This is a genomic window from Bradyrhizobium sp. AUGA SZCCT0177 (assembly GCF_018130125.1).
Classification (GTDB): Bacteria; Pseudomonadota; Alphaproteobacteria; order Rhizobiales; family Xanthobacteraceae; genus Bradyrhizobium.
On sequence record NZ_JAFCMA010000050.1, the window covers coordinates 1 to 26831 of the forward strand.

Here is a 26831-nt window from a genome sequence, read left to right on the forward strand (position 1 = left end):
AAATTTTAAGGGACCGAACTCACTTCCCTGGGCATTTGAATAGAAAGCGTAACGGGGAATTAACTCTGACGCCCCGCGCTAACTGCTCAAGTCTGGCCAACCTGGAATCCAGTCCCCCCAAGACACGTTGTTATCGAAGTAGGCCTTCTTTGCGCTTGCCGCATCGGCAAATGTCGCGCCGCTACTGCGATGTTGTTTCCTTATCATTTCATCAAAAGTCACCAGTCGTCCGCTTTCAGCGTCATAGACCGTTCGCAGGCCAGAACAATCGTTGATCAGAGTACCCATTGCATCCCCATGGTCCGGCGCCACATCGGTTTGAAAATTCACCTCAGGGCGATTCCCCACCGTGACGCATCCGGCTCAAATCAATCCGCTCCAACTGTGGAAATGCCATGGCAATCGCCGCCACCGGTCCGCCGCGACTCAGGTTCTGCAAAAATTTTAAGGGACCGAACTCACTTCCCTGGGCATTTGAATAGAAAGCGTAACGGGGAATTAACTCTGACGCCCCGCGCTAACTGCTCAAGTCTGGCCAACCTGGAATCCAGTCCCCCCAAGACACGTTGTTATCGAAGTAGGCCTTCTTTGCGCTTGCCGCATCGGCAAATGTCGCGCCGCTACTGCGATGTTGTTTCCTTATCATTTCATCAAAAGTCACCAGTCGTCCGCTTTCAGCGTCATAGACCGTTCGCAGGCCAGAACAATCGTTGATCAGAGTACCCATTGCATCCCCATGGTCCGGCGCCACATCGGTTTGAAAATTCACCTCAGGGCGATTCCCCACCGTGACGCATCCGGCTCAAATCAATCCGCTCCAACTGTGGAAATGCCATGGCAATCGCCGCCACCGGTCCGCCGCGACTCAGGTTCTGCATCTGCTGGCGCATCCCGCGCTGATGGAGCGGAGATATGACAGCCGTAGCTTTTCAGCCGTCACATGCCGACATATGCCGCGCAGCTGAACTCCGATGGCGAGGAGCGGCACCTGGACTGCCAGCTGAAATGGCGAGCAGATTTATGGCCGCGCTGCAAGCCGGCAAAACCATTCGGGTACTCACGTCCGGGGAAACAAAACATAGTAGCTCGTTTATCGTTGGCGCCGCTCGCTTCAAGAAACACTGTCAGCTAAACCCGGAGTGGGGAGCGGAAGCGCTGCGACTTGCCAACGCTAATAGGAAGGTTGTTGAAAAGAAACGGTCTCCGCTCTCGCGAGGAGTAATGATCTGCAAGCGGGGCCACTCACTCGATGACGCACCCATCTACATTAAGTTAGGTTACCAATATCGATTCTGTCGCGAGTGTCGCAAAATCCGTGAATACAGGGGCGGGATACTTCGCCCGGAAACGGAGCAGAAGATTAAAGCCGCTCTGACGCGTGGCGCTACCATCAGCAGTATCACCGCTTCGGGAGGGACCAATTCCCCTTCGCCTTCAGGCCCAGGTCTCCCAACGTGATGGGGAGACGTGTGACGCCTTTCGCCTTCATCAGTACGACGTTAATGGCCTTTGCCCGGCCGCGAACAGATGCCGGTGTCCGCTTCATCCGTTCCGCGATCGTTACTGAGGTGCGACCTTCCGCGGCGAGCTTGCGAAGGCGATCGTCATCTTCAGGCGTCCACGGCTGAATAATGCGCCTCTTCATTTTCCCTTCGCCTTTAGCCCCCGCGCCACAGCGCTGCGGCGTGCCGAACAGCGGTCGGTGGAACGACCACATAACTGATCGTGAGAGTAGGCGATGCCGATACAGGCGAACGCATCACCTCGTGTCCGCTGTTGTTCCTAGCATCTGGTCGATCTGGTTCTGGCTGCGCTGGTAATGGAAAACGATGAAAACCATCGCGAGGCAGGAAACCACGATTACCGCGATGCCGATCGCCCTCATGCGCGCCTCCCTCCCTAAAACCGAGGCCTGAGAACAGCTTTAGCGTATTTACTGCGGATATTGTATCGTTGAGAGCATCCTATTTCTTCGCCTTCAGCCCCAGCTGTACGAGTCGTCGGATGGCTTCGGACAAGGAAGGCATATCGGGCTGTTTTTCTGCCCATCTGACGATTGATGCGCGCGTCGCCGGATCGGCACGAAAGCCCATTAACGGTGTGGTGCCAGTCCGTGGCCGACCAATGACTTTTTGTTTAACAGTCCTTGCTTTCTTCATACTTTTTGTATAACACAAGATCAAGCCGAGGGGAAGCTGGAACTTCCCGCTCGGCTCTAACCCGGAGACCAATGCAGATGACCATCCAGGCTGACGGCATGTTTAGCATGCCCCGAACAAACTCGCCCATATCCCAGATCGACCCTGTGGACGCTCCGACGCGGCGCCGCTTCCTCTCCCATGCCGCTGGTGGTGTCGTTTTGGTCGGGGCTTCAACCGTAGCCGCAACGGCTGTGGCTAGCCACGGCGGCCCAGCGCCCGGGCCTGACGATGCCGCGCTGTTGGAGATGGAGGAGCTGATCTTCGAGCATAAGGAAGCTGCGGAAGCTTTTAATCCAGAGATAGATTGACTGGAGGCCCTGCTGCTAGATGAGGGTCGTCGGCTTTTTGATGAGGCCGCGGCGGCCGGCAATGCGGCTGAAACAAGCGATCGGCGCTGGGCGCAGGTTAGCGCCCTGCCGGAATATATTGAGCAGAAGCGCTTGACCCAACTGCAAGACGCTCAGTGGCGGGCGGCCGACGAGCTTGTCAACAAGATGGGGGACACCCCAGCTCAAACGCCTGAGGGAAAGCGATCCGAGCTCCTGGTGCTGCTCGGCTTCATCCTGGGCGAGGAATGGCGCGATCAAGACGACCACGAGAGAACGAGCTACGCAGCCTGATGATCGAATTCGTCGGCGGCGAACCCGCCGAACAACTCCGCGATCAGTTTCGCGAGGGGCGGCCAGACATCTCGGCCTGAGGCCCCTGATATCAACCGGCCCACCGGTTCACGCTGGCAGGCTTTGCGATTGAGCCGCCCGTAAAAGGGAGCGGAACAATTCCTGACCGGATCGCTTAGTTGTGCGCGACCGAATGAATGCAACGTCCCCCCGCGCTTCATTCGAGGAAATGTCGGCCCCAGTGTTCGCCCACCGCGCACGCTGGGGCCGTTTCTTTGGAACTCCTGAGCGCCCCAAGAATCGACTCGACGCTCCCGGTAGATTCCTCAGCCCCCGACCGGGAGAAAACCCCCGTTGGGTTGGCGGCCTTTGGTGCAGCGTGGCGTTCTCCGCGCCGGGGCCGTTTGCGTGAATCTCGCCCCGTTTGGCTATTTCCGGCACCTTGGGAAGGAACCAATGTACACTTTGTAACTTAGCCGAATCACAATCGTGAGGCAGTTACTCATGAGCAGCGAATTTAAGAACGAAGTCTTTTCCAGCTACGAGCCTCCAATCCGTCTGTGCACTTCGTGCGGTGAGAAGCCCGCGCTGGTCGCGACTATGCTCGATTCCCTTAGTGGCCGCACGGTCCGCATGTTCAAGTGCGAATGCGGGATGAAAACCTGGGCTGACGATAGGAGGTAAGAATGCTTGCTCTTACCGCTCTTGTCATAGGGATCGCCGCGCTGATTGCCATGCTCGCAATTATGCGCGCGGCAGACGCTATCAGGGAGCGTAGGCACCGCCTGGGAGGGTACGGCCTCAATTAGCGGGCTAGATGCCAACAAAGAAACGGCCCCAGCGCTAAGGGGGAAGCGCGCTGAAGCCGGTAAGCTTTGACGTGTCCAAAAGTCCTTTCGGACAACCCATCAACGCCGGCCATTGCCACTTGTTCCCGAAATTCAGTGTATGTTTTTTAGCAACCTTATCCCGCGCCGGCGGTATCTTCTCCGCTGGGTATTGCAATTTCCAGCTCAGGAGCAGCGCCACCAAGCATTATTCGGCTCGGGGGCGCTGTTTCCGTTAGTGGCCTGTTGGAATGGGGCTAATTCGGCGAATACCTTAGCGGCCCCATTGCATCCGTCGCGGCAGGTCACTTTTCCCTCGCCTTCTTCAGAAAACTTTTCCGCGAATAAATGGCGCCGATGGAGCGCTTCATTTTCAGTGCGATCAAGGTGACGGCCATTCCGGAAACCAGTAGTTTACGCAGCTGATCGTCATCCGTAAGTGTCCAGGGGCGGCCTGCTGGACGGGGACCGCTCATTTCCCCATCGCCTTCAGCCCCAGCTTACAGGCCACCAGACAACGCCCTCATTTCCAGAGCGATCGCCACTTTCTGAAGTTCAAGCTCGTTCCGCAAAGGATCGGTCCACTCGAGGCGCTGGGCTTGGTCGATAAGCTGCCCCAGTTTTCGGTCCAAGCTCTTGTACTCTCCTGCCGCGGAGATTGAACGCTTCATGAGGGTTTCGATTGGATCGTTCATTTTCCCTTCGCCTTCAGCCCCGCTTCGCGTGCTATCCGCTCGGCCTTTAGCCGCTCCCGATTTTCATCGAAGGACTTCTTTGCCTTCTCATGCTCGCTTGTGGCCGTTTTTGTCTCGACCTTCTTGAAGGCCTTTTCGGCCTCCCGCTCTGCAGCTGTTGTTATCTTTCGCTCATCACTTCTTCGCCTTCAGCCATCTCTACAAGCCGCCGTGGACAATCAACTCAGCCCGGCTAGGGCTGCCTTTCACGATAAAGCCTCCGATGCTGACATCGACAACTCGCCCATCGCTCAATCTGAGCTGAGCTCCGCTCGCACTTTGCGCATATGTCAAAACGGCAGGGCCGGCTTCGACCCAACCTTCCGCGCGCATAATGGTGTCAACCTCAAAGAGGGTAATTTCATACTCGACGGGCGATTCTTCAGCCCCTTTGACGAACAGCGTGCCCGTTCCGCGAAATCGGGTGGGGTCTGTCATTTCGTCTTCGCCTTCAGTACAACAGGGGCGCGCATTGCTGCCCGTCCCAACTCGGTCAAACGGATTTCTGTTCGCGGTTTCATTCCACGAAGTTCTATCCAACCATGGCCCCGTATCCGATCGAGCATACCTGGGCCAGCCGGCACAGGTAGGTGAGGCACTACCTTCCATTCAGTCAAACTGAGATGCTGCATCACCGCGCGTTGGCTCATGTTGGCGGCGAGTACTGGAGTATCTTGGATCATTACTCCGCGCCTCCTGTCAGCCGGGAAATCAGCCGCTTTGATCCGACGGAGGTCGGCTCATTTCGCCTTTGCCTTCAGGCCGATCTCGACCAACCTGCGGATTGCTTCAGAAATGTTCGGCAAGTCCGGCTGATGCCGGCGCCAGTCGTCAATCTTCTTCACCCAGGAAGCCGAGGCGACCAGGTTGAGGCGTCGGGTTTCGGTCTCGGGATCGAGCTTGGGCGGCATCAGTGCATCGTGATTCTGTCTATTCATCTTAACACCCGTCTTGCGTAAGTTCCTATCATATGTATCATACACATGATAGGCGAACCGTACAATAGGGTCGGACGCCTGCAATAAGGGATAGGGAGCATGCACAATGTCACCTACGATGGATGCAAACTCGCCGTCCTTCAGGCGGGGATTTCTTGCTAAGGCTGCTGGCGTCGCCGCTCCGCTGCGGTCGAAGCCGCTCCGGGGCCGTCTGTGTTAGCTCTGGACGGCACGAAGGTAAGTCAAGAACTCCGGGACCTTGTCCGTGCTCTGCAAGATGCCGACGAGACCTTAATAGCTGCGCACGCCGCTTACGATGCGGAATATGTACTGTATCGAGAGTGGTTGAAGCGGCAGCCCGAGCCGACCAGCCCCAGTCGGCGGACATATCGCAGGTGGGAGGGCCGCCAGAAGAAGTACATGGACGGCAGCAACTTCTTTGCAACGCAAGATGCCCATGAGGTTGCCTGCCGGGCCCATCGCGACGCGCGCAAGGCCATCGCCGAATATCGAGCGCGAGACATGAACGAGCTGGCCCATAAGGCATGTCTTGTTTGCGTCTTCGAGGGCGGTTTCGACGATAAACCGCGCGGCTATTTGAAGCCCATCATGGCCATGGGGGTGGCTCTCGACCTGGCACGCATGAGCACAAGCGCTTCATCCTAGCCAACAAACACATCCGGCCGAAAACTGGCCTGAATTAACCGGGAGGGATTTCTTATGGACATCAACGAAATTGACAACGCGCTGCACGGTATCGAGCAAATGCTCGAGGTGGCTGTTCGGTCCGTCCTAACCCTGTATCGCGACGATGCGGACGGGCCGTTCCAATTGGCAGCCCCAGACGGCGCGCTACTTGATTTCAGCGTATTAGACATTGAACGGCGCGTTAAGGATCTGCGCGGTGGCTTGATATCAGCGCACCGACCGCAAGGCCATTAAAGGGCGAATAGACAGTACCAGCCCGCCGGTTCACCCCGGCGGGCTGTGCATTCACTTGACATCTAATTGATATCGTCTTAGATGTCACCTGACACTAACTGATTTGGATATATTCGGGCCATGCGCGCCGCTCATCGAGCAATAGTTACTGAAACAAATAAGGACCACCCGATCTTTTGGTTTTGGTCATATGCGCAAAAGCCGCTCTTCTCGCAGGCGAATGTCCTTAAGCTGGCCCCTGGCCTCACTGCGACCACGATTCAGAACTGGGCAAATCGAAGTATCGTCAACGCGCTGATCGAGATGAAAGAGGTTAGGGGCCGCCGATACTACGACTCAATACAGGTCCGCCGAATTGTGCTCGGGCAGCGATTGATAGATGACTTCGACTTGCACCCGGCAAAGGCGATGCTTCTGATCGATTACGCCAATTTGGCGGTGATCGATGCGTGGACAGATGATGCGATCGCGGGTGCAAAAACTCCTGATACGAAGATGCCTATAAAGATGGAATGGATCGAACAATACTGGTTCGTCCGGGCTCCGGAAATTAAGAACTCTGTTGCGGTGAAGGCTTCCGGCCTGGCTGGCGCAATTAAGAAGCTCGGCGCGTCGATCGTTATTCCATATGGTCGCGACCTTACTGAACTCGCGGCTCGTGCAAAGAAATTATACGAGGACGGAAGGAACGAGGACTGATGCCGGCCGCGAGTTTCTCAAACGAGAGGAGACCTAGATGATCAAAAGTGACGAAGCCGAACGGCTGCTGGTTCGTTTGCCGCGAGACGTAAAAACCTGGCTTGAGACCGAGGCTGCATACAACGGCGCGTCCCAGAACAGCGAGATCATCCGCAGTATCCGCGCAAGGATGCAGCCGGAGAGGATCGCCGGCTGATGTCTCGCCGGACCCCGTCAGAAATCGACCTCTCAGCCATTAAGGCTGACACGCCGCTGCGCCCCGCCATTGCAGCGCGTCTCGCTTACCCTGATGGCTCCATGACAAAGAGCGGGCTTGGCCACGAAATCGCGCGGGGCAATCTCGAATATGAGCTGGTGGCGGGAAGGCACTACGTCACCTTGGCCGGTATCGACCGAATGAGGACGAGATGTCGCGAAAATCCAAAGGTCCCCGCCTCTACCTCCGCGAACGCCGTGGCCGCGAATCCGTCTACGTTATTCTCGACGGAAAAGACGAAGTCGGCACTGGCTGCGGCCGAGATAGTCGCGCAGACGCTGAGAAATCCCTCGCCGACTACATTGGCAAAAAGCACAAGCCCGACTGGCTTAGTGGTCACCCTGGAGAGGTAGCGGTGGCTGACGTTCTGGCATTCTACGGCACCGAGAAAGCGCCGACGCTCGTTCACCCCGAGCTGGTAGGGTATCACCTTACACCTCTACTGAAGCACTTCGGTTCTAGTACCTGCTGGCAGGTCGATGGAGATAGCTGCAGATCCTACGCGAAGCGCCGCATGGCTGGTGAGCTGGGCCGCCCCGTCAAATCAGCGACGGCACGGCGTGAGCTTGTAACGTTAAGCGCGGCACTCAACTTTGCCTACGCCGAGCGCAAGCTATCGCAGCCGGTGCCGGTGACGCTGCCGGAGGGCGGCGAACCCCGCACTCGATGGCTAAGGCGCTTCGAAGCCGCGGCGTTACTAGCAGGTGCGCTCGGCATCGTCGTGACGGCTTGCGATATCAAATCAAGGGAGCCGGTAAAGTGGGGGCGAATGTTTCAGCCGTCCTACCACGTTGCTCGCTTCGTCCTGATCGGGCTCTACACCGGCACTCGCCATGAAGCCAACCTGGCGATGCGGTGGGGGGTGAACTCAAAGGGCGGGTGGTTCGATCTAGTTCAAGGCGTCATGTATCGCCGCGGCGAAGGCGAATCAGACACCAACAAACGGCGTGTGCCGGCACCGATACCCGATCGTCTATTACCGCATTTGAAGCGGTGGCGACGCATGACCACAATCGGCCCCGTTGAGTACGCTGGCCGCTTGATAGCGAAAGAGCGAACGGGTTGGGATCGCGCTCGCGAGCTAGCGGGATTGGGCGAGGATGTCACGCCCCATGTGCTTAAGCACACCTGCATCACCTGGCTGCTGCAGAACAGAGTGCCTATCCGACAGGTCGCCGGCTTTGTCGGCACCTCCGAAAAGGTGATTGAGACAACCTACGGCCATCACTCGCCTGAGTATCTGAACCAAGCGCGAACAGGGTTCTCTGGGCGAAGCTTGGGCGTTAAAAAGTGAAAGGAAGAAATATCTTGGCTAAGTCATTGATAAAGATGGTGGGCGCGACAGGGATCGAACCTGTGACCCCTACCATGTCAAGGTAGTGCTCTCCCGCTGAGCTACGCGCCCTAGATTGGGATGACCATCCCGCTCCAGCTTTGATCGTATTGGGTGCGGTCCGTATATCGGCTCCAAAGCGCCCCCGCAAGGACGCTTCTGGGTAATTTCCGGTGTGATTTCGAGCTAAATAGTCCGAATCAGGCCGCCAGCATCTTGTTCACTTCGCTGACCAATTCGCGAAGATGGACCGGTTTGGACAGCACCTTGGCGTTTTTCGGGGCTTCCGAATCGGAATTCAGCGCAACGGCCGCGAAGCCGGTGATGAACATGATCTTGATATCAGGGTCGAGTTCCGAGGCGCGGCGCGCCAGTTCGATGCCGTCCATTTCGGGCATCACGATATCGGTCAGCAGCATCTCGAACGGCTCCTCGCGCAGCCGCTGATAGGCGGACAGGCCGTTATCATGGGGCGAGACCTGAAATCCGGCGTTTTCCAGCGCCTTGACCAGGAAGCGGCGCATGTCGTTGTCGTCTTCGGCGAGGAGGATTTTGTGCATGGCGCTGTCGTCGAATCCGGCTTGGAGGGTCAGTCCGCACACTAAGCCCGACAGACGGTAAAGATCGGGTGAAAGGCAGCAGTGTGCAGCTCACGGAGAGCGGCGCTATTTCTGTACCGGAACGCGCCAGAGATCAATCAAGGCAGGCGTTTTCCGCATTTGAGATGTGTTCCAGCACCATTGCGGCTTTTTTCACTTGGCAGAATGATTGTGATTACCGACAATGCGTTCTCATAAAATCTCTGGTTTTCCGGCAGAATCGGTTGCTCTATCGATTGTCTTGATCGACTGCTTGGGAAGCACGGATCCAAGGGACGGCGCCCGACGATGACCCAGTTTGATGGCGAACTGTCGCCTCCGTTCGAGATCGTGGAGCCGGCCAGCTGGCGGGCGCCGATCATCTTCAATTCTCCGCATTCCGGCTCGGTCTATCCGCTGGAATTCCTCAACGCCTCCCGGATCGATCTGGCAGCATTGCGCCGCTCCGAGGATTCGTTCATGGACGAACTGATCGTCGATTTGAGCGATCGCGGTTTTCCGACGGTGCGGGTCAATTTTCCGCGCTCCTATGTCGACGTGAACCGCGAGCCCTATGAGCTCGATCCGCGCATGTTCACCGGCCGGCTGCCGAGCTTTGCCAATACCCGCTCGATGCGGGTCGCCGGCGGCCTTGGCACCATCCCGCGCGTGGTCGGCGACGGGCAGGAGATTTACCGCGAGCGGCTCAATGTCGATGAGGCGCTGGGCCGGATCGAGGCGCTCTACAAGCCCTACCACCGCGCATTGCGGCGGCTGATCAACAAGGCGCATCAGGCGTTCGGCACCGTGATCCTGGTGGATTGCCACTCGATGCCGTCGATCGGCGTGTCGCGCGACGAGCCGCGGCGGCCCGATATCGTGATCGGCGACCGCTACGGCACCAGCTGCGCCGCACTGCTGCCCGACGTCGTCGAGGACGTCATGAGCGGGCTCGGCTATTCGATCGGCCGCAACAAGCCTTATGCCGGCGGATTCATCACCGAGCATTACGGCAACCCGGCAAGCGGATTGCACACCGTGCAGCTCGAACTCAACCGCGCGATCTATATGGATGAACGCCGCCGCGAGCGCTCACCGCGCTTTGCGCAGGTGGCGGCCGATTTCTCTGTTCTGGCCGACGCACTGGCCACCGTGCCGCTCGGCGACCTCGGGCCGTTCCAGGCCGCGGCGGAGTAATCCATCTCTCCGTCATTCCGGGGCGCGAAGCGCGAGCCCGGAATCTCGAGCTTCCGGGCTCGCGCTTCGCACGCCCTCAGATGCGCAACTGCGCATCGGGGAATGACGGCAAGAAAAAAGGGCCGCTTGAATGAACAAGCGGCCCAAGTCTAGGGAGGAAACGCCCAAGGAGGGCAGCGATAGGGCGAGGCCCTACCGCACCGCAACAATATGCGGCCGCGCTGCACAAAACGCAAGTCCTTTCGAAACTTTCCCAGCGTAATCCCGACGAGGCTGGCCGTTATGCAACAGGTCAGTTAAATACTATTTTTCTTTTTATATTCAATGACTTACGGAGAAACTTCCGTGGGAACCCGGTGTTACGGAGCGGCCACAATTCACAAATCTCGATGTTGTGAATAGCCGTGTCACCAAAAATGCATGCCTAAACGAAGCCGATTCGAAACCCCAAAGGGGGCCCTGAGTCGGATGAGATGGGAATAACATTCCGTTAATCGTGCGCCCATCGCAGGATTGAGCTAGGCAAGAACGCGAACGCTTGAACACCCCTCCGCCCTTTCAAGGAACTGCCGTGACGGTCATCGATTTCACAGCCTTTATCGGCCGCCTTGCAACCGCCTCCGGCGAAACCATTCTGCCGTTCTTTCGGACCTCGCTTTCGATCGACAACAAGAGCGCCAAGGATTTCGATCCCGTCACCGAGGCCGACCGCGCCGCCGAGGCTGTCATGCGCCGGCTGATCAAGGGCAACTTTCCCCAGCACGGCATCGTCGGCGAGGAATTCGGCAACGAGCAGGAAAACGCCGAATATGTCTGGGTGCTCGATCCGATCGACGGCACCAAATCCTTCATCGCGGGTTTTCCGATCTGGGGCACGCTGATCGCCCTGATGCACCGCGGCACGCCGGTGTTCGGGATGATGCACCAGCCATATATCGGCGAGCGTTTTTCCGGCGACAGCGGCTCGGCGCATTATTCCGGCCCCTCCGGCGAACGGAAGCTGTCCGTGCGGCGCTGCGCCTCGCTGGCGGACGCGACTTCCTACACGACAAGCCCGCTATTGATGAACGCCGCCGACCGGGCCGCCTTCGGCCGGGTCGAAGAGGCGGTGAAGCTGACGCGCTATGGCGGCGATTGCTATTCCTACTGCATGCTGGCGGCCGGTCATCTCGACCTCGTGGTCGAGACCGAACTGAAACCCTATGACATCGCGGCCCTGATCCCGATCATCACCGGCGCCGGCGGCATCGTTACCACCTGGGATGGCAAGCCCGCCCAAAGCGGCGGCCGCATCATCGCCGCCGGCGACGCCCGCGTGCATGAAGCGGCGATGAAACTACTCAACAGCTAGCGCATTCTTTAAAAGACGATCTTCGGGCAAACGCCTGGTGTTGACCCCGGTAAAACCGGTTCCACCCCGCATCAAGTGCGGGGCAGGTTCTTTCCTCGGGACAAACCGTTTGCCCGGCGATCATGCTCCCGGCCACGGAAGGCATCGCATGGACGCACTGCTGATCGTGGACATGCAGGTCGGGCTGCGGAGCGGCGATCCCAAGCACGATCTGCCAGGGGTCATCGACCGCATCAACCGCCTTGCCGCCAGCGTGCGCGCGCAGTCCGGCATGGTCATCTTCATTCAGCACTGCGGCGACAGCGGCGACGATTTCGAACCGCAATCGCCGGGCTGGGCGCTGCTTCCCGAACTTGTCAGGGATCCCGCCGATGTCGTCGTTCAGAAGAGCATGAACGACCCCTTCGCCGGCGCCGAGCTGCAGGCCCGCCTCGGCAGGATCGCGCCGGACCGCGTGCTGGTGACCGGCTGGGCCACCGATCTGTGCGTCGATGCCACCGTCCGATCCGCCGTCTCGAACCAGCACAACGTCGTCGTGGTGACCGATGCCCACACCTTGAGCGACCGCCCTCACCTCGATGCGGTCAGCGTCATGCGGCATCATCATTGGGTCTGGTGCAATCTCATTTCCCAAAAGCCCGTCCGCCTCGCGGCCACCGACGAACTCGTGCCTTGACCGCAGCGATGTCTTAACCCGCCGGACAAAAAATCTGCTATAAGCACGCAACGCGACAGACGCTTTAGACATCTGCGCAGGGAGGCTTGCATGAGGATTTGGGGCGCGCTGGCGGCCGGATTGTCGCTACTGCTATTGCCGGCCGCGGGCACGGCACAGGATTTTCCAACCAAACCAATCAAACTGATCGTGCCGTTCCCACCTGGCGGGCCGAACGACATCATCGCCCGCGTGGTCGGCCAGCGCATGTCGGAACTGGTCAAGCAGCCGATCGTGATCGAAAATCGCAGCGGACAGGCCGGGGTGCTGGGCACCGACGCGGTCGCGAAAGCCGCACCCGACGGCTACACCATCGGCATCACCAGCGCGAGCTCGCTCGTCATCAACCCGTCGCTGGAAAAAATGCCCTACGACGTGCGGAAGGACCTCGCACCGGTCACGCTTGTGGTGACCGTGCCGGAAATGCTGGTCGTGGCCAGCAACGTTCCCGCCAACAACATGGCCGAACTCATTGCCCTCGCCAAGGCGCAGCCCGGCAAGCTCAATTTTGCCTCCGCCGGCGTCGGCGGCCTGCCGCATCTGGCCGGCGAGCTGTTCAAGCTGACCGCAAAACTCGACATCGTGCATGTGCCCTATCGCGGCGCGGCGCCGGCCATCAACGACCTGCTCGGCCAGCAGGTGCAGATGACGTTCCTCGACCTGCCGGTGATCCTGCCGCATATCAAGGCGGGCTCCCTGAAGCCAATTGCACTGGGCTCCCCCACGCGCGCGCCGACCGCGCCCGACGTGCCGACGACGGCGGAAGTCGGCATGCCCGATCTGTTGATCGAAAACTGGTACGGCATGATCGCGCCAGGAGGCACACCCGAGAAGATCATCACTGAGCTGAACCGCATCGCCAACGAGGCGATGGCCGATCCCAGCGTCAAGGCAAAACTGGCCGATCAGGGCCTCACGGTTGCCGGCGACACGCCGGAGCATTTCCGCGGCTTCATCGACTCAGAAATCAAGAAGTGGTCGAAGGTAATCAAGGACGCGGGCCTCGAGACGGCGAAGTAATTCTCTCCAGGCGCAATTCTCTTCAAGAACGGCGCTGTGCTCACGCCTTGCGGCCCCTTTCGCTTCCGCGCGGGAGGGCCAAAATGACGCCGCAACGAAATCCTCGTGGTGCCTCCGCCAACACGGGGCGTAGCGGCTAGTATCGCGCGCGGATCAGACAGCTGCTCACCTGCCGGTCGCAGTAGAGCATGCATTTGTTCTGATGCCCTCGCCAGTCACCGCCCCCACCGGTGGGGTTGGCACATCTGCCAACGCAATTTGCGGCTCGATCCTCACATCGCGAGGCTGTCAGTGCTTCTGCCTGTGCATTGAGGAGCATTCCGGTGCCTATGAGCGTGATCGCAAAGAAAAGGTGCCGTGTCATGGTCTGACCTCCTGAGAAAGGCATGAGACGCTCGCCAGCCTACTCCTTTCGAGAATGTCGTCTATTGGCCATTGCGTCATCCCCGCTGCAATGCGGAATTGGCGTCGCGCTTGCAGCGTGCGACAGCAACGCGGACAATGCCGGTGCTTTTGCGGTATGGTTCAGCATTGAGGCCTCCAACCCGAATGTCGAGGACGTGCCATGGTGTCGCAAACGATCGGCGGGCGGGACTCCAAGGCGCGCCGGGCATCGGAGCCGATCGAATCCACGCCCGAATCCACACCGCTGGTGCGCACGTTCCACCAGATCCTGCTCTGGCCGCTCCAACTGCTGCCGCTGAAGGAAGGCTCGCAAATCCATCATCACTGGGAGCTCCTCGAGAAGGGGGCCGGCGGGGTCTGGAAGGAAGTGGATGATGAATTCTGCGCCGATCCCGACGCCTTCCAGGAACGGCACTATCGCGAATTCGTGACATTCCTGCCCTATGTGCAGCGTCTTCTCTACGGCGAAGGCGCAAAACGCCGCTCCATGGCCGCCTACGGTGAATCCCCGATAAAGGCTTATCGCCGGACCGACGTGGCAGCGGTGCGGATCCTTTTCCCCGACCGGGTCACACCTGTTGTCTTCGATGTCCGGCATGTCGATCTTTACTTCTTCTATGACGTCGACCTTGTCATTCTCGCCGTCGAAGTGTCCGGCTCCGACCTGCCGCTCGACGTGGTGCAGGACACCCTGCACCGGTTCGGCCGCGCCTATCCTGCGGGCTGGACCGCAGAGGGAGACGGCATCAACTGCCCCCGCAAGGTGGAATGGCTGGCGGCAGACGGGCGCGTGCTCGCGGTGTCGGACTACGAGGACAGAAAGCAGTATCTGGCATCGGTGTGTCGCGAGCGGGCGCCGCCGCTCGCGGCGCACTGGCAATATCTGCTCAACCCGATGGCGGCCCATCACTCCGATCAGGCGGGAGCGCTGCGGTTCCGCCACCTCGAATATTACCGCATGCCTTTGATGGCTTATCTCGCCGTCGAACATCCGGAGCAGCTGACGCGGGCGGACTTCGCCCGGCTTGCCTACGCGAACGCGCCCGGCGACCGGCACGCGCTGCCCTACTCCGAGAAATATCTGGCGAGCTTCGAAGAAAACCATTGCTACGACAGGTACTATGACGAAACGCAATCCGACGCCCGGCTGCGCACGCGCGTGATGTGTTGCGATCACGCGTTCCTCATCGTCGGCGACGCCGCGAGGCCCGTATTCCTGGATGCGGAGCGCGGCGTTCTTGGCCAGTTCCGTCATCAGTTCTTTCTGCTGGCGCTGATCGCGCACATGCACAAGGGCGCCTTGCTGATGATGTCCGACCGCCTGGTGCACGCTGTAACGCGCCTCAATATCGAGCAGCAGGAAACCGTGCGACGATTCCGCGCCGAGATCAGGGGCCTGCTCGAAATATTCCATCGCTTCACCCACCGCTACTGGTTTCACGATGTATCGGAGCACGTGCAGACGCGCGAGGTGTTCCATGCCCTCGTCAAACATCTCGGCACCGATCGCCTGTACGTCGAGATTCGGGAAGAGCTGAAGGATATGGGCGCCTATCTCGACAGCGATCTGCTGCGTCGCCAGTCGAACATCTTCCTCAGGCTGACCGTCGTGACCATGATCGGCCTGATCGGCACCACCACGACCGGCTTCCTCGGCATGAGCAGCCTGATCGCCGCAACTGACCATCATCTCGCGGCAAAGGCAATTTACGTAGCCGTAACGGCAGCCGCTTTCGCCGCGCTCACGCTCTATACGCTGGCAAAGTCGCAGCGCATTGCGGGTTTCCTCGATGCGCTGACCAACGAACGATTGCCGCTGCGAACGAAGGCCGAAGCACTGCTGGATATCTGGCGCAGGAAGTGATGACGGTTGCCAGTTCGCTACGCCAGGTTGGGCGCCGCAGATCAATTGCCACCGACTCGGGCGGGCCACGAACTCGTATCAGAGCCATCGAGCGCGTTTGAAACGCACATAAAGCACCGCGCAAAGCAGGGCGATAACGCCGACGACGACAAAGTAGCCGTATTGCGTCTTCAACTCGGGCATGTTTTCGAAATTCATGCCGTAGATCCCGGCGATCGCGGTGGGCACGGCCAAGATCGCGGCCCACGCGGCCAACTGCCGCGTAATCGCGCTCTGACGCTGCTGCTCCAATAGATTGCTCACTTCGAAAACCGAAGTCAGCACGTCTCGCAACGAGTTCACCATCGCTTCGACGCGCCGCACGTGGTCCAGGACGTCCTGGAAATAGGGACGGGCGTTGGCATCGAGGCACGGTGTCTCAAGGTGTACGAGCCGGCCGCAGACCTCCATCATGGGGCCGATAATTCGCTGAAAGCGGATCAGTTCCTGGCGCAGCCCAAAGAGCCGTTTGACGTCTGCGCGACTGAGGAAGCTGTCGAGCGCGCTCTGCTCCATCTTGAGAACGTGTTCCTCGATCGTCTCGATCACCGGCAGGTATCCATCAACGATAAAGTCGAGGATGGCGTGCAAGACATAATCCGGACCATGGTCCAGCAAGCTGGGAGCCGCTTCGAGTTGGGCGCGCAGTTCGCTGTGCGCCCGAGCCGAGCCATGCCGAACTGTAATGATAAAATTCTTTCCGACAAAAATCGCTGTTTCGCCATGGGCGATGTGATCCTGCTCAAGATGAGCCGTGCGCGTCATGACAAACAGCTGGTCGCCGTAGACGTCAACTTTCGGCAGTTGGTTTGCCTTGAACGCATCCTCGATCGCGAGCGGATGAAGCCCGTAGTTCTTCTCGAGTTGCTCAAGCTCTCGTTTCGAAGGCTCGAATAGCCCGATCCAGACAAACTCGGACTTGCCCTTGCAATCGATGGGCTCATCCAGCGAAACGGCTTTGACATTCTTGCCATGACGGTACAGGTGGGCTGCCACAACGCTCACAACAAGCTTCCTCCGAACATGATGAGCGGGTGCACACCCTACCACATAAATTGCCCGGACAATTCTTGTGGCAGCATTGCAGCGCCTGCATCACGCCCTCGGATTTTGCTTGCGGGCCGAGCGTTAAATTTATGAGTACAGCCCATCAATAATCCAGCCGCCCGAACAATTCGCCGAACGGGATCATGATGTGGGTCCGGTACGCCTCGCGTTGTTGCAGCGTGCGGTACCAGCGCTCGACCTGCGGCAATGGCGGGCGGTCGATTTCCAGTTCGAAGTAACGATAGAGCGACGTCCCGGCCGTGATGTCCGCGAGCGACAAGGTCTCGCCGAGCAGGAAGCTGCGTCCCTCCAGCAACCGGTCGAGTTTTTCGAAATCCCTGGCGCATCGCGCCAGCGCCGCGTTGATCGCCGGCCAGTTCCGCTTTGCTTCCGGCGTCCGGTAAAATCCCCAGAACACCCCGGTGAGGAAATCCGGCTGCAGCGCGGTTTGTGACCAGTCCATCCAGCCGTCGACGGCGGCGCGGACGACGGGATCATCTGACCAGAATCGACCAGCGCCGTGGCGCGCGGCCAGATACCGGAGAATCGCATGCGATTCCCACACCACAGCGTCACCGTCCTTAATCACGGGAATGCGGCCGTGCGGGTTCATCGCGAGAAAAGCCGGCGCATCGAGTCCGCCGGCCGAGCCGCCGGCGTCGATGTGCTCATGGGCAAGATCGAGTTCGCCGATCAGCCACATGACTTTCTGGACGTTGAACGAACTTCGGCGTCCCCAGACCTTGAGCATTTTCTTTCTCCAAATTACTTCGGCGCCATCTTGCGCAGATGTTCTACCAGTTGCTGCGCCGGCTTCGGCAGCGACTTGAAACTGCGGGCGCAGATCGCAAGCCTGCGGTTGGCCCAGGGATCCCTGATCCTGACGACGTTGATCTTCATCGACCGCGCGCAGCGCTTGGCCGCCACTTCAGGCATCACGGCGACGCCGATGCCGGCAGCGACCATCTGCCCGATCGCATCGAAATTGTTGAGCCGGGCGCGGAACCGCAAGCGCGCGCCGAGCCGCGCGGCGTGGCCGGTGACATGCGCGTGCAGCGCGCTCGAGGTGATCAGGCCGACGAAATCCCGCTCCACCACCTCGCGAAAATCGACCTGCCGCCGGTTCGACAGTTCGTCCTGGCGCGCGGTGACCAGCACCAGGCGGTCTTCGCTGTAGGGGATCCGCTCGATGCCGTCGGGCAGCGCATGTTCGGCGGCGAGCCCGAGATCGGCAGCGCCGCTGGCGATGGCCCGCGCGATGTCGGCGCTTTCGCGCTCCTCGACGTCGATCGAGATATGCGGATGCTGGCTCAGGAACGCGGCCAGCGCCTTCGGCAGATATTCGGACAGGCCTGAGGTGTTGGCGAGGAAGCGGACAGTGGCCTTGACGCCGCGCGAGAATGCGGCGAGATCGCCGCGCATCGCGTCCACATTGTGCATGACGATGCGGGCATGATCGAGCAGGCTTTCGCCGGCCGGCGTCAGTTCGACGCCGCGGCGGCCGCGCTGCAGCAGTGAAACGCCAAGCGCGGCTTCCAGGCCCTTGATGCGCGCGCTGGCCGAGGCCAGCGCCAGATGCACGCGGTTCGCGCCATTGGTGATGCTGCGCGTCTCGGCCACGGCGATGAAGAGTTGTAGATCGACCAGATCGAAGCGCATCACGAATCCCGATATCTGCCTTCGGCCTGGCCGAATGCTGTCTCCGTAATCTCCAGATTGTGCCGGATAGCGCGATCGGTCAATGTGGCCGCATGATCGATTCCATGCTCATTCTCATTGCGGCCGCGTTCCTGCTCGCCGGTTTCATCAAGGGCGTCATCGGGCTCGGCCTGCCGACGGTGTCGATGGGGCTGCTCGCGCTGACGATGGCGCCCGGACAGGCGATCGCGATCGTGATCGTTCCGGCGATCGTCACCAATATCTGGCAGACCTTCGGCGGCCCTTACTTGCGCGACATCATGCGGCGGCTGTGGCCGCTGATGGTCGGCACCGTGATCGGCATCTGGCTCAACGGCGGACTCTTGACCGGGCCCTATGCGGCCTATGGCACCGTCATCCTCGGCGTGCTGCTGGTGATCTATGCCATCGTGGGCCTGTGCAAATTCAGCTTCAAGGTCGCGCACCGCGACGAGAAGTGGATCGGCGGCATCGTCGGCCTTGTCACCGGCGTGATCTCGGCCGCGACCGGCGTTCAGGTCATCCCGTCAATGCCGTTCATGCAGGCGATCGGCATGCAGAAGGACGAACTGGTGCAGGCGCTCGGCGTGTTCTTCACGGTCGCTACCGTGGCGCTCGCCTTCAACATCACCGCGGCGGGTCTCCTGACGGCCGCAACCGCGCTGCCGGGCGCGGTGGCGATGGCGGCGTCCTTTGCCGGCATGTTCATCGGCCAGGCGGTGCGCACGCGGATGCAGCCGGACGTGTTCCGCCGCTGGTTCCTGATCGCGATGATTTTCCTCGGGCTCTATCTCGCCGTCGGCGGGTTTCTGAAAATTCACGGCTAGAACCCGGTTCTGGCTGGATCAGAACCAGATTCCAGGTCTTTTGCTTTGACGCGTTTTCCTGACGCGAACTGGCTTGAAAGACGCTTCACCCAAATGGGGTAGATCAGCGGGTCTGCAGCATCGCGACGCGAAACCCGAGATAGACGAACATCCCGCCGAGCACGCGGTTGATCCAGGCGATCACGCGCTCGGAGTGCCGGATGCGGGCGGCGGCCTTCGACGCGAACGCCGCAACACCGAGGCACCACAGCGTGCCGTTGAAGATGAAGATCAGGCCGAGGGCCAGGAAGGCCGCCGTCTTGTGCGGCGAATCAGCGGCCACGAATTGCGGCAGGAACGCCAGGAAGAACAGCGCCACCTTGGGATTGAGCGCGTTGGTCAAGGCCCCCTGCCAGAACACCCGGCGTAGCGGGGTGGCATCGTCCTGCACGGCTATGTCGGCGACCGGACTCTGGCGCGACAGCAGCATCTGGATGCCGGTGAACACCAGGTAGGCCGCGCCAACCAGCTTCAGGACGGTGAATGCGGCCGCCGACGTCAGCAACAGCGCCGACAGCCCAATCGCGGCCCCGAACACGTGAACCAGGCAGCCGCAGCTGATGCCGAGCGCGGCCGCCGCCCCGCCGCGCCACCCCAACTGGATGCTGCGGCCGATGATGTAGGCGGTATCAGGCCCCGGCGTGACGTTGAGCAGCACCCCCGAGAGGATGAACAACCAGAGTTCGTTTATGCCGAGCAGCTCGCCCATGATTTTGACCAGTTCCCTCGTGACAATCCATTGGTCCAGCGCATGCCAATCACAATTGGATTGCGTTACTATCACTTCTGGATCGGCCTTCCGCCAGATACAGCGTATTTAATAATCATTGGAATCGCTTGGCCAACCACATAGTGGTATGCAAGTGCGGGAGTTTTGGGGATACATGGAAAGACGGCTAGCCGCCATCGTTTGCGCTGATGTCGCCGGCTATTCCCGCATGATGGGAGCCGACGAGGCGGGTACGCACGCCACTTTCAAGGCTCACCGGACCGCGATCTACCCGATCATCCTCAATCATGGCGGCCGTCTGGTGAAGAACACCGGCGATGGCTTCCTGCTGGAGTTTCCCAGCATCGTCGGCGCCATCGAGGCCGCGGTCGCGATGCAGATGATGATGGCCGAACGAAACCATCATTTGCCCACCGACCGCGTGATGCAATTCCGTATGGGCATCCATATGGGTGACGTGATGGCCGACGAGGACGAGGTGTTCGGCGACGACGTGAACATCGCCGTCCGGCTCGAATCGGTGGCCGCCCCGGGTGGCGTGGCGGTGTCGGGTAAGGCCTATGGCGAGGCCGGCAAGCGTCTCAGCGTTCCCCTGGTCGATGCCGGTCCGCATCGCTTCAAGAACATCGAGGAGCCGGTCAGCGTCTGGACCTGGGAGCCTGAAGGCGCGGACCACCGCAGCCGCGAGGCGAGGGATCCTGCGAACCTGCCTGCGCAATACCGGACCGCGATCGTCGGCGTGCTGCCGTTTGCCAATTTGAGCGAGAGCGCCGACGAGTATTTCTCCGACGGCCTCACCGAGGACCTGATCCACGCATTGTCGCTGCAATCGTTCTACCGGGTCCTGAGCCGCAATTCGACGTTCTCCTTCAAGGGCAAGAACCTGAGCACCCGCCTGATCGCCCGCGAGATCGACGCGAGTTACCTGATCCAGGGCTCGGTGCGCCGCGCCGCCAGCAAGATCCGCGTCACCGCCGAGCTGATCGCGCCCGAGAACGGCGAGCAATTATGGACCGGCCGCTACGACCGTGACATGGGCGACCTGTTCGCGATGCAGGACGAGATCACCACCAGCCTGTCGGCGGCGATCGCGGCCGAGATCTACCGGGCCGAGGCTTCCGCCCCTCCCCGGCCGTCGTCGAACGACCTGACCGCATGGGACCGCTTCCTCAAAGGGCTTTCCTATTATTACCTGCAGACCAAGGCCGATTTCGAAACCTCGATCGGCCTGTTCAGGGAGGCGATCGCGCTCGATCCGACGCTGTCGATCGCCCGCGCCTATCTCGCCACCATCATGATGCAGAGCATCCAGTTCGGATGGATCAAGAGCACGCGCGAATTGTGGACCACGGCGATGGATCTCGCCGAGAGCAGCGTCAGGCTTGATCCGCGCTCGTCCTTTGCCTTCCAGATTGTCGCTTATCTGCACGCCCTGGAAGGACATCACGAGGTCTCCATGGATGCCGCGAACCGGGCGGTCGGGCTGAACCCCTACGACATGGGCGCCCGCGGCGTTCTTGGCTTTTGTTATTTTTACGCGGGCGAACATCGGAAGGCCATCGAACTGATTTCAATGGCGGCGCAGCGCGGCAATTCCGACCCCCGATATCAATGGGCGGGCGTGAATGCGTTCAGCCATTACCTTATCGGGCAATATGACGCCTCGCTGTCCTGGGCGCGCGAACAGCTGTATCTCAATCCCAATCATCTTCAGGCGCTCGCGATCCGGGCGGCCTCGCTCGCCCAGCTCGGGCGCGCCGAGGAAGCAGCCAACGCCACCGAGGTCCTGCTGCACAATTATCCGACCTTTACCGTCGAACGCCATTTGAGCAATTTCCATTGGAAACGGCCTGACGACATCGCCCATTACCGTGACGGCCTGCTGAAGGCCGGCGTTCCCTCCACCAGATTGACGCTCGTCGAGTCCGCGCCGAAGCTTGCCGCCGATTCCTGAAGAGGCCGCGTACCTTTGCGCCAAATTGTCATCCCGGCCGGCCACGTCTTCGGCCTCTGGTTGACACGGCTTCGAATCCGGCGAAAATCGTTTGCAGCCTGAAGTAGTACACGACCGGCGGATTCGCTTTTCGAATCCATCCCCCTTCAGACCAAGGCCGATTGTCTTTTTCATATTCGCTGCCTTTTCAGGATTGGATCCATGCCAGACCAAGCACCGGCCACGCAGATCGCCGTCTCTCCGAATAATCCCTGCCCGTTCCTGCGCGCGCTGGTCGCGAACGGCTATGTCGACGGCCACATCGTGCCGCTCGGCACGCTGACCGAAGACATCGGGCTGGCGAGCGGCAAAACGGGAATGGGTTTGATCCGGGCGAAGGTGCTCACCTACGGAATTGCGATGATCGCAAACGGCCACCCCTTGAGGAGCGTGACATCAGGCGCAATTCTCGATGAATTGCGCAACGGCCCGCTCGACAAGCATGGCGCCGGCTCTCGCATCCTCGAAGTGGATGGACAGGTCAATCTGGAGCAGATCGAACGCTTCGCGAGCTTCGGCCAGGAATACCGTAATCCCGATGGCGGCACCGAGCCCGGGCTGAACGCCAAGCAGATCGAGACCTTCATGGCGGACAATCTGAAGCGCGACGGCGATAAGGCGCGCTGGACCTATCCGATCATGATGAAGGGCGAATGGCCGGTCCTGCTCGACATTCTCGGCAAGGGTGACGGCGAGGCGCGCTACCTCAGCGTCGCCGACGTCCGCACGTTGTTCGTCGAGCGGAAGCTACCCAAGCGCATCACCGACCGGCTGCCGGCGCCAGCCGGCCAGGCCGTGCAGTCATAGAATTGATCACGTCGTCGTCAGTTGCCAGGATGCTGGCCCCTCGCATGCCATGCGGCAAGCACTTCCCTTTCTTCATCGACGGTTAAGCCGACGACTGTGCCGTTGGTGGTGCACAGCCAGCCAAGCGTGTCACGCGCGGTCTCTGCAAGAGGCCGCAAGGTGAGGCCGGCATGACGCGCCGGCGTCGTGTCGCGCGTAGCAAAGCCGGCAAAGTCCGGCAAAGGGAGCCACAAAGGGAGTGATCGAGGACCCGCCCAACGTCTGACGTCGTGCTGCTCCAGGAAGGCACGATTTACCCACGTAAACGTACAGGATGAACCCAGTGCCGCCGCGCACTCAGCCAGCAGTTCGCCGCGGGTGCGCGTTGGCCCAATTCCGTCATAGATACCAATCAGGCGGGCTTCCGCGGCATGAACGATCCATTGGGCAAGGTCGCGCACGTCGATGAACTGAACGGTGTCCTCCGGTGTCCCGGGCGCAAGCACTTCGCCTCCGCGGGCAAGCCGCGCTGGCCAATAAGTGAAACGACCCGTCGGATCCTCCGGCCCGACAATAAGACCCGCCCGACAAATGAAGGCGCTTTCGCCTACGGCCTGCTCGCATGCGACTTTCGCAGCACCATAGATTTCTTCACTACTATACTCGACCTCCGGGGCGGTGGGTGCCCGCAGTGGGGCCGTGTCCGCATGCTGCCCGGGAGTGCGATTGTCCGCATAAACGCTTACTGTCGAGACGAAGGTCCAGTGCCCGGTCTGCTGCTTGAGTGCGGCGACCGCGCGGCGTACCTGGCCCGGGTGACGTGATACATCCACGACAGCATCGAACTCCTGGCGCGCAAGCGGCTCAAGACCATTTGAAACGTCGCGGTCGACGGCAACAAATTTCGCGCCGGGCGCAATCGGACCCGCAAGCCCCCGTGCGGCGCACGTCACGTCATGTCCGGCAGCGCAAGCATGATCCGCAATCGCGCGCCCAAGAAACTGGCTCCCGCCCAGAATCAACAGACGCATGAAACTGCCTCCCCCTATCGCCAACGCGATCACATTCCTCCGGCGCGACTTAACGGAGACGTAATCGGGACTTGAGCCTACCACACCTGGTAGTTGGGACCGCACTTTCAACCGAGCCGATTTGGTCATCCTCGATGCCATCGCTATCGAGAACCTTTCAAACTCGCATCTATTCGGATTTGATCACTTGAACAGCGGCGTGCCCGGTACGAAGGCGTCGAACGCGGCCCAGAATTGCGAGCGGTAGCGGTCCTGCTCCTGCAGGATCTCGTGCTTGGACCCGGCGATTACCAAATGCGAGCCGGCGCGCAAATGATAGGCGAATTCCTCGATTGCCGCGGTCGAGACGATGGTGTCGCTGCTGGCGGCCAGCATCAGGATCGGCTGGCGGATTTCGGAAGGGTAGTTCGACGCGCGAAAACCGTGGATCGCGCGAAACGCCGTGTCGGCCCAGGCCACCGTCGGCGAGCCGATGCCCAGCGTCGGGTCTTCTTCCAGGATCGCGGCGTTGCGGGCAAAGCGCACGGGATCGCTGGTGAAGGGATTGTTGATGAAGGATTCGGTGCCGGTCAGCGCGTCGCTGCCTCCAGGCACGTAACGGCCGCCCTGACCTGCGAGCCGCAGCACTCGCAACATTGTGCGCGCCGCAAATGAGGTCCGGCTTCCCGGCAGATCGATCATCGGCGCCGACAGCACCATGCGGTCGAACCAGCGTTTTCCCGCATGCGCGACGCGCAGCATCACGGCACCGCCCATCGAATGCGCCAGCGCGAAATAGGGCGGCGGGCAATCGGGCAGCACCACCTGCTGCACGAAGGTTTCGACGTCGATTTCGAAATCGGAGAAATCGCGGACATAACCCTTGCGTGGATCGCGCAAGCGCCGCGAGGAATGACCCTGGCCGCGCCAGTCGATCATCGCCACGGCAAAGCCGCGATCGCGCAGGTCGCGCACCGTCTCGAAATATTTCTCGATCTGCTCGCTGCGGCCGGTGAAGACGCAGACGGTACCCTTGCGGCCCGCCGGCGGTGCCCAGCGCGCAAAGCGCAGTTCGGCGCCGTCAGGCGTCTTGATGGTGCCGCTGACGACATCCTCCGGAACCGGATTGGCAGGGATCGAGACGAGCGTCATGGACAGGGAACCGGCTAGGTGAAACGGGCTGGAAATCAAGGCGGGTATCAAAAAAGGGACCTGGTTTGGCCCCTCTTGAACGATGTTCAGCCCCTCCCATATCACTTCTGTGCAGGCCGCTACCAGTGTTTCGGAATCGAATACCCCTGTGTTTCGGAGTCGAAATCTGAGGCTGCACATGGACGAAAGCCCGGCCCGATGGCGGGCGGGTTAACTGCAACAGTCGCTCAATGGAGGACTACCCTATGCGTACCTACGATCTCGCCCCGTTTTATCGTTCCACCGTCGGCTTCGACCGCTTCTTCTCCCTGCTCGACCAGGCAGCGTCAGACGGCAGCCCCGGTTATCCCCCCTACAACATCGAGCGCACCGGTGAGAACGCCTACCGCATCAGCGTTGCGGTCTCCGGCTTCTCGCAAGGCGAGCTTTCGATCGTCGCCAAGGAAAACACGCTGACGATCAAGGGCGAGAAATCCGCCAACGAGAACGGCCAGGACAAATCCGAAGTGCTATACCGCGGCATCGCGGCGCGCGCCTTCGAGCGTGCCTTCCAGCTTGCCGATTTCGTGCAGGTCAAGAACGCCTCGCTCGAGCACGGTCTGCTCCACGTCGATCTCGTCCGCGAGATTCCCGAGGCCAAGAAGCCGCGCAGCATTCCGATCAGCAACGGCTCCCAGACCCCGCGGGTCGTCGACAGCTCGGCGGTCGCGGCCTAGAGCATTTTCGGTTCTGATCGGATCAGAACCGAAGCTCTAGATTCTCGTTTTGACGCGTTTTCTTCACGCGAACCGGTGTCCACTTCGCTCGAAAACGCTATGAGCGCGATCAGGCTTTCAGCAGATATTGGCTGAACGCGAGAACGCCCCGGGAAACCGGGGCGTTTTTTGTGCGCGATGTTCGTGATTTCACACTGCCGTGAGCACCGTAACGTCACGCCCCGCGCATCGAAACTCCAATCATGGGCAGCGCATCACGCTGAAAAAATCACGGAGCAGGTTCGATGAAGATGGTTCAACTGGTAACGGCGCTCGCGGTCACGGCATTTGCGGGATCGCTTGGCACACTCCCGGCGCAGGCCGAGGCGGCGGCGCCGGTGGCGCGCAATGTCGTGCTGGTGCACGGGGCGTGGGCGGACGGCTCGAGCTGGTCGGAAGTCATCCCCTATCTGCAGGCCGCGGGGCTGAAGGTCACCGCCGTACAGAATCCGCTGACGTCGCTTGCCGATTCCGTCGCCGCAACCCGCCGCGCGCTGGCACTGCAGGACGGGCCGACCGTGCTGGTCGCGCATTCCTGGGGCGGCACCGTGATCAGCGAGACCGGAACGGATCCGAAAGTATCGGCGCTGGTCTATGTCGCCGCGCGCGGCCCCGATGCGGGCGAGGATTTTGTCGCGCTCTCCGGAAAATTCCCGGCCGGGCCGGTGCGCGCCGGGATCCGGGAACATGACGGCTTCACCAAATTATCGGAGGATTCGTTCCTGAAATATTTCGCCAACGGCGTGGCGCCGAAAAAGGCCGAGGTGCTCTACGCGGTGCAGGAGCCGACCGCCGTTTCCCTGTTTGCGGGACGCACCACCGTGGCCGCCTGGCACTCCAAGCCGTCATGGTATGCGGTCTCCAAGCAGGACCAGACCATCAATCCCGACCTCGAGCGGTTTCTGGCCAAGCGCATGAACGCGACCACGGTCGAACTGGACGCGGGTCATCTGTCGCTGGTGTCGCATCCGAAGGAGATCGCCGACCTGATCCTCGCGGCGGCGGGTCATAGGGAATAGGTGCTGCGGCTGTTGTTGCTCCCCGACTCCTTCGTCATTCCGGGATGCGCCTCTTGGCGCAGGCCCGGAATCCATAC

31 protein-coding genes, 1 tRNA gene and 1 pseudogene are annotated in these 26831 nt (G+C 60.4%); 16 read left to right on the plus strand and 17 right to left on the minus strand.

Features of this window, described 5'->3' with window-relative positions; translation table 11 throughout:
• Nucleotides 1-78: 78 nt before the first annotated feature.
• From JQ597_RS35025 to JQ597_RS38185, 4 genes are all read right to left on the minus strand, one after another.
• Nucleotides 79-288 carry a hypothetical protein gene (locus JQ597_RS35025; protein WP_212269961.1) on the minus strand — a complete coding sequence of 70 codons (210 nt, stop codon included), beginning with the start codon at nt 286-288 and terminating at the stop codon, nt 79-81.
• Between the two features lie 229 nt (nt 289-517).
• Complete coding sequence (locus JQ597_RS35030; protein ID WP_212269961.1) at nt 518-727, minus strand: hypothetical protein; 210 nt, start codon at nt 725-727, stop codon at nt 518-520.
• 672 nt (nt 728-1399) lie between these two features.
• Entirely contained in the window at nt 1400-1645 is a 246-nt protein-coding gene (locus tag JQ597_RS35035; RefSeq protein WP_212269962.1) for an SANT/Myb-like DNA-binding domain-containing protein, read from the minus strand.
• Between the two features lie 114 nt (nt 1646-1759).
• Nucleotides 1760-1885, minus strand: coding sequence for a hypothetical protein (locus tag JQ597_RS38185; RefSeq protein WP_283813480.1), 126 nt, complete (start codon nt 1883-1885; stop codon nt 1760-1762).
• A 351-nt stretch (nt 1886-2236) separates the two neighbouring features.
• On the opposite strand from JQ597_RS38185, the gene JQ597_RS35040 reads away from it, so the two are divergent.
• On the plus strand, nt 2237-2509 hold the full coding sequence (locus tag JQ597_RS35040) for a hypothetical protein (RefSeq protein ID WP_212269963.1): 273 nt from the start codon (nt 2237-2239) through the stop codon (nt 2507-2509).
• A gap of 15 nt (nt 2510-2524) precedes the next feature.
• Here the strand turns inward: JQ597_RS35040 and JQ597_RS35045 are convergent, their stop codons facing one another.
• From JQ597_RS35045 to JQ597_RS35065, 5 genes are all read right to left on the minus strand, one after another.
• A complete protein-coding gene (locus JQ597_RS35045; RefSeq protein ID WP_212269964.1) occupies nt 2525-2788 on the minus strand; it encodes a hypothetical protein in 264 nt (87 codons plus the stop codon).
• Nucleotides 2789-3953: 1165 nt separating this feature from the next.
• On the minus strand, nt 3954-4124 hold the full coding sequence (locus JQ597_RS35050) for a hypothetical protein (RefSeq protein WP_212269965.1): 171 nt from the start codon (nt 4122-4124) through the stop codon (nt 3954-3956).
• Nucleotides 4125-4148: 24 nt separating this feature from the next.
• On the minus strand, nt 4149-4343 hold the full coding sequence (locus JQ597_RS35055) for a hypothetical protein (RefSeq protein ID WP_212269966.1): 195 nt from the start codon (nt 4341-4343) through the stop codon (nt 4149-4151).
• Nucleotides 4344-4541: 198 nt separating this feature from the next.
• Nucleotides 4542-4820, minus strand: coding sequence for a hypothetical protein (locus tag JQ597_RS35060; RefSeq protein ID WP_212269967.1), 279 nt, complete (start codon nt 4818-4820; stop codon nt 4542-4544).
• Between the two features lie 302 nt (nt 4821-5122).
• On the minus strand, nt 5123-5320 hold the full coding sequence (locus JQ597_RS35065; RefSeq protein WP_212269968.1) for a hypothetical protein: 198 nt from the start codon (nt 5318-5320) through the stop codon (nt 5123-5125).
• A gap of 420 nt (nt 5321-5740) precedes the next feature.
• Here JQ597_RS35065 and JQ597_RS35070 point away from each other — a divergent pair, with 420 nt between their 5' ends.
• The 5 genes from JQ597_RS35070 to JQ597_RS35090 all read left to right on the plus strand — a co-directional run bounded on the left by JQ597_RS35070 (nt 5741) and on the right by JQ597_RS35090 (nt 8511).
• Nucleotides 5741-5986 (plus strand): hypothetical protein, encoded by a 246-nt coding sequence (locus JQ597_RS35070; RefSeq protein ID WP_212269969.1) that lies wholly within the window; start codon nt 5741-5743, stop codon nt 5984-5986.
• Nucleotides 5987-6040: 54 nt separating this feature from the next.
• On the plus strand, nt 6041-6262 hold the full coding sequence (locus tag JQ597_RS35075) for a hypothetical protein (RefSeq protein ID WP_212269970.1): 222 nt from the start codon (nt 6041-6043) through the stop codon (nt 6260-6262).
• A gap of 120 nt (nt 6263-6382) precedes the next feature.
• A complete protein-coding gene (locus JQ597_RS35080) occupies nt 6383-6961 on the plus strand; it encodes a hypothetical protein (protein ID WP_212269971.1) in 579 nt (192 codons plus the stop codon).
• Between the two features lie 37 nt (nt 6962-6998).
• Complete coding sequence (locus tag JQ597_RS35085) at nt 6999-7157, plus strand: Arc family DNA-binding protein (protein ID WP_249148441.1); 159 nt, start codon at nt 6999-7001, stop codon at nt 7155-7157.
• 211 nt (nt 7158-7368) lie between these two features.
• Nucleotides 7369-8511 (plus strand): tyrosine-type recombinase/integrase, encoded by a 1143-nt coding sequence (locus JQ597_RS35090; protein ID WP_212269972.1) that lies wholly within the window; start codon nt 7369-7371, stop codon nt 8509-8511.
• A gap of 36 nt (nt 8512-8547) precedes the next feature.
• Here JQ597_RS35090 and JQ597_RS35095 read toward each other — a convergent pair.
• Together JQ597_RS35095 and cpdR are read right to left on the minus strand one after the other, a co-directional pair.
• Nucleotides 8548-8622, minus strand: a tRNA-Val gene (locus JQ597_RS35095).
• 128 nt (nt 8623-8750) lie between these two features.
• A complete protein-coding gene (gene cpdR / locus JQ597_RS35100; RefSeq protein WP_079542506.1) occupies nt 8751-9110 on the minus strand; it encodes a cell cycle two-component system response regulator CpdR in 360 nt (119 codons plus the stop codon).
• Nucleotides 9111-9437: 327 nt separating this feature from the next.
• Between cpdR and JQ597_RS35105 the strand changes: the two genes are divergently transcribed.
• The 5 genes from JQ597_RS35105 (at nt 9438) to JQ597_RS35125 (ending at nt 15680) form a co-directional block, all read left to right on the plus strand.
• Nucleotides 9438-10325 (plus strand): N-formylglutamate amidohydrolase, encoded by an 888-nt coding sequence (locus JQ597_RS35105; RefSeq protein ID WP_212269973.1) that lies wholly within the window; start codon nt 9438-9440, stop codon nt 10323-10325.
• A gap of 571 nt (nt 10326-10896) precedes the next feature.
• Nucleotides 10897-11676 carry a histidinol-phosphatase gene (gene hisN / locus JQ597_RS35110; RefSeq protein ID WP_212269974.1) on the plus strand — a complete coding sequence of 260 codons (780 nt, stop codon included), beginning with the start codon at nt 10897-10899 and terminating at the stop codon, nt 11674-11676.
• Nucleotides 11677-11824: 148 nt separating this feature from the next.
• Entirely contained in the window at nt 11825-12352 is a 528-nt protein-coding gene (locus JQ597_RS35115; RefSeq protein WP_212269975.1) for an isochorismatase family protein, read from the plus strand.
• Nucleotides 12353-12442: 90 nt separating this feature from the next.
• Nucleotides 12443-13411, plus strand: coding sequence for a Bug family tripartite tricarboxylate transporter substrate binding protein (locus tag JQ597_RS35120; RefSeq protein ID WP_212269976.1), 969 nt, complete (start codon nt 12443-12445; stop codon nt 13409-13411).
• Nucleotides 13412-13976: 565 nt separating this feature from the next.
• Nucleotides 13977-15680: a hypothetical protein gene (locus JQ597_RS35125; RefSeq protein WP_212269977.1), complete on the plus strand. Its 1704-nt coding sequence runs from the start codon at nt 13977-13979 to the stop codon at nt 15678-15680.
• 78 nt (nt 15681-15758) lie between these two features.
• Here JQ597_RS35125 and corA read toward each other — a convergent pair whose 3' ends face one another.
• From corA to JQ597_RS35140, 3 genes are all read right to left on the minus strand, one after another.
• Nucleotides 15759-16724: a magnesium/cobalt transporter CorA gene (gene corA, locus JQ597_RS35130; RefSeq protein WP_212269978.1), complete on the minus strand. Its 966-nt coding sequence runs from the start codon at nt 16722-16724 to the stop codon at nt 15759-15761.
• Nucleotides 16725-16869: 145 nt separating this feature from the next.
• Nucleotides 16870-17517: a glutathione S-transferase family protein gene (locus JQ597_RS35135; protein ID WP_212269979.1), complete on the minus strand. Its 648-nt coding sequence runs from the start codon at nt 17515-17517 to the stop codon at nt 16870-16872.
• 14 nt (nt 17518-17531) lie between these two features.
• Entirely contained in the window at nt 17532-18425 is an 894-nt protein-coding gene (locus JQ597_RS35140; protein ID WP_212269980.1) for a LysR family transcriptional regulator, read from the minus strand.
• Between the two features lie 92 nt (nt 18426-18517).
• Here JQ597_RS35140 and JQ597_RS35145 point away from each other — a divergent pair, with 92 nt between their 5' ends.
• A complete protein-coding gene (locus tag JQ597_RS35145; RefSeq protein WP_212269981.1) occupies nt 18518-19270 on the plus strand; it encodes a sulfite exporter TauE/SafE family protein in 753 nt (250 codons plus the stop codon).
• 103 nt (nt 19271-19373) lie between these two features.
• On the opposite strand, the gene JQ597_RS35150 is transcribed toward JQ597_RS35145, so the two are convergent.
• Nucleotides 19374-20009, minus strand: coding sequence for a LysE family translocator (locus JQ597_RS35150; RefSeq protein WP_212270000.1), 636 nt, complete (start codon nt 20007-20009; stop codon nt 19374-19376).
• A 184-nt stretch (nt 20010-20193) separates the two neighbouring features.
• On the opposite strand from JQ597_RS35150, the gene JQ597_RS35155 reads away from it, so the two are divergent.
• Entirely contained in the window at nt 20194-21993 is a 1800-nt protein-coding gene (locus JQ597_RS35155) for an adenylate/guanylate cyclase domain-containing protein (protein ID WP_212269982.1), read from the plus strand.
• 201 nt (nt 21994-22194) lie between these two features.
• Nucleotides 22195-22815: pseudogene (locus tag JQ597_RS35160) on the plus strand (di-heme-cytochrome C peroxidase); the annotation flags it as partial.
• A 41-nt stretch (nt 22816-22856) separates the two neighbouring features.
• Here the strand turns inward: JQ597_RS35160 and JQ597_RS35165 are convergent.
• Both JQ597_RS35165 and JQ597_RS35170 read right to left on the minus strand, forming a co-directional pair.
• The gene (locus tag JQ597_RS35165; RefSeq protein WP_212269984.1) at nt 22857-23849 is read right to left on the minus strand and encodes an NAD-dependent epimerase/dehydratase family protein; all 993 of its coding nucleotides are present in this window, start codon (nt 23847-23849) and stop codon (nt 22857-22859) included.
• Nucleotides 23850-24032: 183 nt separating this feature from the next.
• A complete protein-coding gene (locus tag JQ597_RS35170) occupies nt 24033-24980 on the minus strand; it encodes an alpha/beta fold hydrolase (RefSeq protein WP_212269985.1) in 948 nt (315 codons plus the stop codon).
• A 245-nt stretch (nt 24981-25225) separates the two neighbouring features.
• Between JQ597_RS35170 and JQ597_RS35175 the strand changes: the two genes are divergently transcribed.
• Together JQ597_RS35175 and JQ597_RS35180 are read left to right on the plus strand one after the other, a co-directional pair.
• Complete coding sequence (locus tag JQ597_RS35175; RefSeq protein WP_212211474.1) at nt 25226-25696, plus strand: Hsp20 family protein; 471 nt, start codon at nt 25226-25228, stop codon at nt 25694-25696.
• A 284-nt stretch (nt 25697-25980) separates the two neighbouring features.
• A complete protein-coding gene (locus tag JQ597_RS35180) occupies nt 25981-26754 on the plus strand; it encodes an alpha/beta fold hydrolase (RefSeq protein WP_212269986.1) in 774 nt (257 codons plus the stop codon).
• The last annotated feature ends 77 nt before the right edge of the window (nt 26755-26831 follow it).